This window comes from Zooshikella sp. RANM57 (assembly GCF_050749885.1).
In the GTDB taxonomy this organism is placed as follows: domain Bacteria; phylum Pseudomonadota; class Gammaproteobacteria; order Pseudomonadales; family Zooshikellaceae; genus Zooshikella.
In genome coordinates this window covers 55074-61368 of record NZ_JBOIUB010000018.1, presented here as the reverse complement: position 1 = coordinate 61368, position 6295 = coordinate 55074, and the positions used below count along the sequence as shown (strand labels likewise).

The following is a 6295-nucleotide window of genomic DNA, read 5'->3' as shown; positions in this document are numbered from 1 at the left end:
ATCAACATTTAATGAGAAAACTTTTTGACAAGTTAGGGTTAAGCTTAAGCATTCAAAAAGTCGCTCAAGTGTATGAACAGCTGAGCGACTATGGGGCTATGGCTGGGTAAAAGTGTCTACAGTATTGCCAGTAGTAATAACAAATAAATTTCATATTGGGCAAGGTAAAAAGAATCAAATAAAATTTGAATCTCAAACAGGTAAAACGACTATTATTGATGACCTGATTGAAAATCTTGAAATAATTATTGCTTAGCAAATATTAAATGTGAAATAAATCAGCTAGAATAACGCAATTCAATCGTGCGAAACGCACGATTGAATTGACAGAAATTATATGCAATCTTATAGCAGTTTAAAAAAGTAATTAATCCCTTATCGGCACCTTGTTAGTTTGTTCACGTTCGTCTTCATTGTTAATATTATGCGGAAGTATTCGTTTAGTTTTACGTTGTTCCTGCATATTGGCTTTAAGTGCATTAAGTACCTGATCATTTACGGGGTTGGGACACAATGGACTGAGCAGATTGTTTTCTTCTGTGGGATCTGTGGTTAAATCATAGCACTCGTATTCGCTGGGAATAAAACGACTGGTGGTGACACCATCTGGATTACCAGCACCAATCAGGTTACCTGCATCATGGCGACTGCCCGTTTGCCCGGCGAGTGCTCCTTCACCTGAATAATAACGGGCATTATCATAATAGCGTACATACTTCCAACGAGTATCTCCAGTTAAGTCTGGCAGTTTGGTCACTATGGCTTCAATGTAGTTAGGCTGAATAACACTGTTGTAGGCAACACCTGTCAGGGGGTTAGTCATGTTAGCACCAACTTCTACATTATCATTAGTCATAAAGTAGATAGGTTCCTCTACTGGAGTTTCTTGGCCTAGTATCACTTTTGATAAGTCACGTCCCACTAGAGGGCGGGCTTCACTGTGGTTTTTAGCTAAAATATGGCGTACGCTTTCCACATTAACATCTGCTAGACCTAATAAAGTGGGTAATAAATCGATATGAGATGTTGTTAAATCCAACTGTCGAGACTTTTCAAATAAAACTGGGTTAGACACGATAAAGGGTACATTTAATACTTCTTGATAGGCGGTATACCACTTCTGGTGTAAGCCGCCATGTGCACCTAGTAATTCGCCATGGTCAGATGTAAACACCACGATGGTATTTTCATAGAATGACGTTTTCTTTAACGCTTCATATACAGTTCTTATATGTTTGTTCACTTCAGCCATTAAAAAGTAGTAAAACTGACGGTAGCTTTCGTCTGGTGGTTGGGGAACATACATCCGGGGATAGGTATAGAGATAGTCTTTTTGGCAGCGTGGTTTATCCACCAGACTTTCGTTTTGACTGGGGGCTGCGGCTACATGGGGCAGCTTGCCTGCTTCTTTTTGGTGATAGAAGTCTTCAAACCAGGTTTTTTGGCGCGGTAATACAATATCGTGTGGATTAACAAAAGAAGACACTAGCAGAAATGGCTGCTGGTTTCCGCTTTGTGCTGCTTTATCCAGCATGGCCAGTGTGCGGCATACTTGATCAGCAAATCCTGGATCACGAACTGTACCACAGTTGTTTTTTGCTGCACCATGAGGCTCTGGGCCAATCCATTGGTCAAATCCGTATTTATCCAGACGATTGGCTTTATCATACAATTCGACTTTTTCGGGATAAGGTTGGCCAGTCGTGGAATTACTGAGTAGGGTTGTTTGAGTACCCGGAATGTTAATATCTTCGTCGGATAAATGCCACTTACCCCGATAGTATGTTTGATAACCAGCCTGACGAAACCACGAGCCCATGGTGGGTACTGTGTTTGGTTCAAGCCAGAACATATTTTGATCAAATGATGATTTACCAATACCAGGCGTTTGACTGACACCATGTAAAGATGGGTATTGGCCGGTATAGATAGATGTTCTACTTGGAGCACAGGCAGTTGATGCGGCGTTATGATTAATAAATTCTATTCCGTTACGGCGCATTTGACCAAGGCATAGACTGTTCTTCAGTCGGTATTCTTTTGCTTCAGGGTTTTCGTAAGGTGGCGGAAATCTTTCCTCATCGGTAGTGATAATCAGGAAGTTAGGTTGTTTGCCGTTAATTTTCATCAGAATTTCCCTATAATTATTAGATATGGGCAGTCTCACATTCAGTGTAGACTGCTATCTGTCCACCAATTGGGTTTCTTGAGGTCGATTCCAGTCTCAATTTTTAAACTTTTAATGACAATGCTCTAAATTATTTGTTTGTAAACAATGTGGCTGTTACTGCGATGATTTTGTTATCAACGATCGGAAAAAGACTATTCTGTTACTTTCGCTTGTCATGAAAAAATGGCATGTAACCTAAATACTGCTAGCCTTTTAGGGTTTATAAACAAATACGTGGGTGACCTCGAATAAGAACAAAAAAGTACAAATTGTCAGGCAGGTTTCTGTTGAACTACAAACCCGCTACAGATTGTAGGGGAAGTGACTTTTAGTGAGAAAAAATGAACGTTAAACGAATAGTTTCAAATATCGAGAGTTTACAATTAGATAAAGCAGATTCTTTCTATAAAGATATTTTAGGGCTTGAACTCCTTATGGATCATGGTTGGATTAGAACGTATGGTTCAAACTCAAAAATGACATTGCAAGTAAGCATCGCAAAAGAAGGCGGTTCAGGAGCACCAGTGCCGGATTTATCTATTGAAGTCGATAATCTTGATGCTGTTTTATTCGCAATTGAAAAGGTGGGTTATCCCATTGAGTATGGACCAGCAAGTGAGCCTTGGGGTGTTCGTAGATTTTACGTTCGTGATCCCTTCGGTAAATTATTAAATATTTTGCAACATGAAAAAATATTACCCTAATAATACAATTAACTTGGACTGCCAAAGACAGAACTATAACGGGTGAAAATATTAGGGAAATAGGTGGTATCGAATCAGTAGATGATTTGAAGAATAAGCATCATGGATACACTAACGTGTGCAAATTATTCAGATTTTAAACGAACCAAAGGAAATATTCATGTTTGATCATTTAAGTACATACGCAACCGATTATGATGCAACAAAAAAGTTCTATGATAACGCTATGGCTACTCTTGGCTATGCAATTCAAATGGAGTTTGTTGCAGAGTGGAATTCAGAATTTCCAACCCAAAGAATGTGTGCATTTGGACCGAAAGGAAAACCTGCATTTTGGATCATTGAAGTGAAAGAAAAATACACACCAAGGCATATTGCTTTTTCTGCTGTCAAAAGAAAAGAGGTAGATTTGTTTTATGATGCGGCAATTAAAGGTGGTGGTCATGATAATGGTAAACCAGGTTTACGTCCTATGTACCACGAACACTACTATGGTGCTTTTGTAATAGATCCTGACGGTAACAATATTGAAGCGGTGTGTCACCAACCGGAATAAATTTATCTAAATGAAGTTTCTGGTGTTGTTCTTATTACAAAGACATTACATGTCTTAGGAAATCTCGTGCCAAGTCAAAAAGAAATATGTGACAAATTTGGAGCTGTGCCGCTTTCCTGTAAAGATGACGAGAAGCTAGGTATTGCTATAGAAACTTATTGGTAAACTTCCAATAAATGGTTTACGGCATAATCCTGAAAATGGAACATGTGGCTGGTACATTTGGTGTGGAGAAGAAACTTCTGAAGACCTAGATTTTTTTAAGCCTTTACATGTTAGCCACATTAAGGAGTACCTACCTGAAGTAGAGCAATATTTATCATTACCTCCGGGGTATAGGTTTTTAGTTTCTGGAGAGTATGAGGATGTATGGTATGACCCGGAGCTTATCAGCATGTAAGGAGGAAGGTAAAATAAAAAATCCTGATAAGCCTTGGTCGCGAATTTCAGAATTGGCAGCTGCTAAGAAGGCTCGTTTTATGATTCATTGCGGGGATCAGATTTATGCTGATATCCCATTTTCACCCCAACCTGCTCAGTACATGATTTTGGATGATCATGAAATTACAAATAACTTCGATCAAGATATGACTTTTAATTCCCAAGATCACGTTGCTCAACGTAATGCAGGCTTACTGGGAGTTTCAACACAAACATAACCCAGATACATCATGTGCAGGTGGATGCCGCGAGTATTAATATTCGTTTTCATACGGATTGACGAAGTTCTTTGTGTTTGACACACGATTCCACCGATCATCCAAGTTTAACCAAATACTCGACCCAACCCAGTTTAGATCCCTACAAAATTGGCTACTGAAGAATAAAACCAGTCTGAAATTTATAGTGACAAGCATCCCATTTATTAGTCTCCTAAAAGATTAAAGCCATCGGCTTTAGCCGGTTAGCTTTAGCTATGATACTCTGAAACTGCTTATGAAGTAGTAGGGGTATAGTAATGGAGTTTGGCTGTTGCTTCCAACGGCAAACGATTTATTCCTGACCAAGCAGCTTTTCAGATCCTTGATCAGATTCATATGATTTATTCTTGAGCTGCTTGGAAGTGAGTTGTTGTTGGGCTGAATTTTAGTGGTATAAATAGTCGGTGCCTTTTTTCTGTTTTGGTTGGTTGCAGCCAAAACGCTGAACTTATCTGTCTGACCTTGTGCAGGGCATTAGTTTCATCAGGTAGAAATCATGGAAATTTGGAAGTTGATTTTCTTTATACCTACGTGTGTTGCGCTCAATTTTTGGTCAACTTTCGTAGCGATCCTTCCACTTTGATGTCCCTTAAAATTACTTGTCCAGTTTTAGGTTGTGAGTATCACAAATTAATAAGTATATTTTCGAAAAAAGTTACTTGAGAATAATTATGAAGACTGATTTTTTAATTTTACCTTTAGATAGCAGCTTATTTAATTCATTGAGTAATAGTGAGTTAGAAGCTGCAAATGCAAAGTGGCTAGAGGTTGATACTTGCCCAGGTTACCCGTGTCGTGTATCGCTCGAAGATGTAAAAGTGGGAGAAAGCATTTTGGTGTTAACTTATACGCACCATAAAGTAACAACACCCTATCAAAGTTCAGGGCCAATTTTTGTTAGAGAAAATGCCATAACAGCTGAAACCAAAGTCAATGAGATACCACACATGCTTCGCCACCGACTTCTATCAGTCCGAGGTTACAGCAAAGATGGAACAATGTTAGAAGCAGACGTTATTGAGGGAAAAGTGCTTGAGAGGCATATCAAAGGTATATTCCAAAATGCTGACGTCGACTATATCCAAATTCATAATGCCAAACCAGGCTGTTTTAACTGTACAGTGGTAAGGGCGTAACAAAAGCATCAAACAAACAACACTTGCCGTTTAGGGTTGGTGTAAAATAGGAATGTTGTCCAAACTTAAATAAATATAAAAGAGGGGAGGCGTTATGGCTTTATCAGATATCGTACAACGAGGTTGGGAAGCAGTTGCTGCCGGAGATTTTGATGCATTGGTGACTGATTATGAAGACGATATGTCGTTTATTATGCCAGGGCAAGATGATATTCTAGAAGGACTTCCGGCATTTCGTAAGGCACTTGACTCTCTTGGGCAAATATTTCCACCAGGTTTTTCCATTAACTCAATGCGTCATATTGAAGGCGCAAATGAAGTCGTGTCTATTGTTGAGTGGAGTTCAGATAAAATAGTGAATTCACAGTTGACTGTTCTGTTCAGATTCAATGGCGAAAAAATATTCGAAGAGCGTTGGTTTATTGATACTGAGCAGTGGAAGAGTGCTTTCTAAAGTATTCACTAAAGGGCATAAGAGGGCGGTAGGTTTTAGAGGTAGTATATTTGAAGCTACATTACAGTAACGAAATAGCTTATATGACTTTAATTTGGAGTATTTGCCCAAAAATCGAGCTAAAATGTATCACATTATACTGACGTATAAGAATGGCTGTATTCATTACAATTAGGGATTAATAGAGCAAGGATAGAAGAATGAAATATTACGTAGTTGTTGAAATAAATATTACCGACCCGTCTTGGATACCAGAATATCTCCAAAAGGTGACAAAGATGGTCGAATCTGTAGGTGGTAAATATTTAGCTCGAACAGCTAATATTGAGATTATTGAGGGAGAAAAAACTCAACCTAATAATATAGTGATAATTGAGTTTCCATCTAAAGAGGTTGCTCATGCGTTTTATGAAAGTGATGAGTATCAACCTTTTAAAGGAAAAAGAATTAATGGTACTAAAGAAGGCTCTTTTATGTTGGTGGCAGGGGAAGATATAGCAAAAAGCTAAATAAATATGGGGGCTTAAACATAACTAAAGGCTTGTGCTAGCCCGTTGTAGGGCAGCATAACCAC

At 38.7% G+C, this 6295-nt stretch carries 9 protein-coding genes; 8 read left to right on the top strand and 1 reads right to left on the bottom strand.

What is annotated here, in order from left to right; genetic code table 11:
* Positions 1-112: 112 nt before the first annotated feature.
* A complete protein-coding gene (locus ACQ96U_RS24425; protein WP_431723891.1) occupies positions 113-256 on the top strand; it encodes a hypothetical protein in 144 nt (47 codons plus the stop codon).
* A 111-nt stretch (positions 257-367) separates the two neighbouring features.
* On the opposite strand, the gene ACQ96U_RS24420 is transcribed toward ACQ96U_RS24425, so the two are convergent.
* Positions 368-2128 (bottom strand): sulfatase-like hydrolase/transferase, encoded by a 1761-nt coding sequence (locus ACQ96U_RS24420; protein WP_431723890.1) that lies wholly within the window; start codon positions 2126-2128, stop codon positions 368-370.
* 383 nt (positions 2129-2511) lie between these two features.
* Here ACQ96U_RS24420 and ACQ96U_RS24415 point away from each other — a divergent pair, with 383 nt between their 5' ends.
* The 7 genes from ACQ96U_RS24415 to ACQ96U_RS24385 all read left to right on the top strand — a co-directional run bounded on the left by ACQ96U_RS24415 (position 2512) and on the right by ACQ96U_RS24385 (position 6230).
* Positions 2512-2874 (top strand): VOC family protein, encoded by a 363-nt coding sequence (locus ACQ96U_RS24415; protein WP_431723889.1) that lies wholly within the window; start codon positions 2512-2514, stop codon positions 2872-2874.
* 160 nt (positions 2875-3034) lie between these two features.
* Positions 3035-3430 carry a VOC family protein gene (locus ACQ96U_RS24410; RefSeq protein ID WP_431723888.1) on the top strand — a complete coding sequence of 132 codons (396 nt, stop codon included), beginning with the start codon at positions 3035-3037 and terminating at the stop codon, positions 3428-3430.
* Positions 3431-3587: 157 nt separating this feature from the next.
* A complete protein-coding gene (locus tag ACQ96U_RS24405) occupies positions 3588-3830 on the top strand; it encodes an immunity protein Imm33 domain-containing protein (RefSeq protein WP_431723892.1) in 243 nt (80 codons plus the stop codon).
* Positions 3805-4089: a hypothetical protein gene (locus ACQ96U_RS24400; RefSeq protein ID WP_431723887.1), complete on the top strand. Its 285-nt coding sequence runs from the start codon at positions 3805-3807 to the stop codon at positions 4087-4089. Before ACQ96U_RS24405 ends, ACQ96U_RS24400 begins: the two co-directional genes overlap by 26 nt.
* Positions 4090-4802: 713 nt before the next feature.
* Positions 4803-5267, top strand: coding sequence for a DUF1203 domain-containing protein (locus ACQ96U_RS24395; RefSeq protein ID WP_431723886.1), 465 nt, complete (start codon positions 4803-4805; stop codon positions 5265-5267).
* A gap of 94 nt (positions 5268-5361) precedes the next feature.
* On the top strand, positions 5362-5721 hold the full coding sequence (locus ACQ96U_RS24390) for a nuclear transport factor 2 family protein (RefSeq protein WP_431723885.1): 360 nt from the start codon (positions 5362-5364) through the stop codon (positions 5719-5721).
* Between the two features lie 200 nt (positions 5722-5921).
* Positions 5922-6230: a DUF1330 domain-containing protein gene (locus ACQ96U_RS24385; protein ID WP_431723884.1), complete on the top strand. Its 309-nt coding sequence runs from the start codon at positions 5922-5924 to the stop codon at positions 6228-6230.
* Positions 6231-6295: the final 65 nt, after the last annotated feature.

What these genes read in the sequence shown, in the direction of transcription:
- ACQ96U_RS24420 (WP_431723890.1), bottom strand. Translation starts at nt 2,128, where the DNA reads ATGAAAATTAACGGCAAACAACCTAACTTCCTGATTATCACTACCGAT.
- ACQ96U_RS24415 (WP_431723889.1), top strand. Translation starts at nt 2,512, where the DNA reads ATGAACGTTAAACGAATAGTTTCAAATATCGAGAGTTTACAATTAGAT.
- ACQ96U_RS24410 (WP_431723888.1), top strand. Translation starts at nt 3,035, where the DNA reads ATGTTTGATCATTTAAGTACATACGCAACCGATTATGATGCAACAAAA.
- ACQ96U_RS24400 (WP_431723887.1), top strand. Translation starts at nt 3,805, where the DNA reads ATGACCCGGAGCTTATCAGCATGTAAGGAGGAAGGTAAAATAAAAAAT.
- ACQ96U_RS24395 (WP_431723886.1), top strand. Translation starts at nt 4,803, where the DNA reads ATGAAGACTGATTTTTTAATTTTACCTTTAGATAGCAGCTTATTTAAT.
- ACQ96U_RS24390 (WP_431723885.1), top strand. Translation starts at nt 5,362, where the DNA reads ATGGCTTTATCAGATATCGTACAACGAGGTTGGGAAGCAGTTGCTGCC.
- ACQ96U_RS24385 (WP_431723884.1), top strand. Translation starts at nt 5,922, where the DNA reads ATGAAATATTACGTAGTTGTTGAAATAAATATTACCGACCCGTCTTGG.